Here is a 219-nt window from a genome sequence, read left to right on the forward strand (position 1 = left end):
CTTTTGGCAAAGCCAATTTTAGTTCTAAGATACCATCTTCACTACGAATATTTCCTGAACGTCCACCGATTGCTTTAACCTGGGTAGAATAAAGATTACTCATTTTGATTACCTTTAAATAAATACATTGTGTGCAATATAATTGCACACAATGTATTTATGTCAACTGTTTTTTATATTCCATTTAACATAATAGAGCTTATACGAAACGTGTTTTTA

The 219-nt window shown here is 30.1% G+C and carries 1 pseudogene; it reads right to left on the minus strand.

Going from position 1 to position 219, the window contains the following annotated elements:
* A pseudogene (locus RFX69_RS17460) lies at positions 1-103 on the minus strand (Ohr subfamily peroxiredoxin); the annotation flags it as partial.
* Between the last annotated feature and the right edge of the window lie 116 nt (positions 104-219).

Source organism: Acinetobacter sp. 148 (assembly GCF_031196675.1).
Taxonomy (GTDB): Bacteria; Pseudomonadota; Gammaproteobacteria; order Pseudomonadales; family Moraxellaceae; genus Acinetobacter; species Acinetobacter baumannii.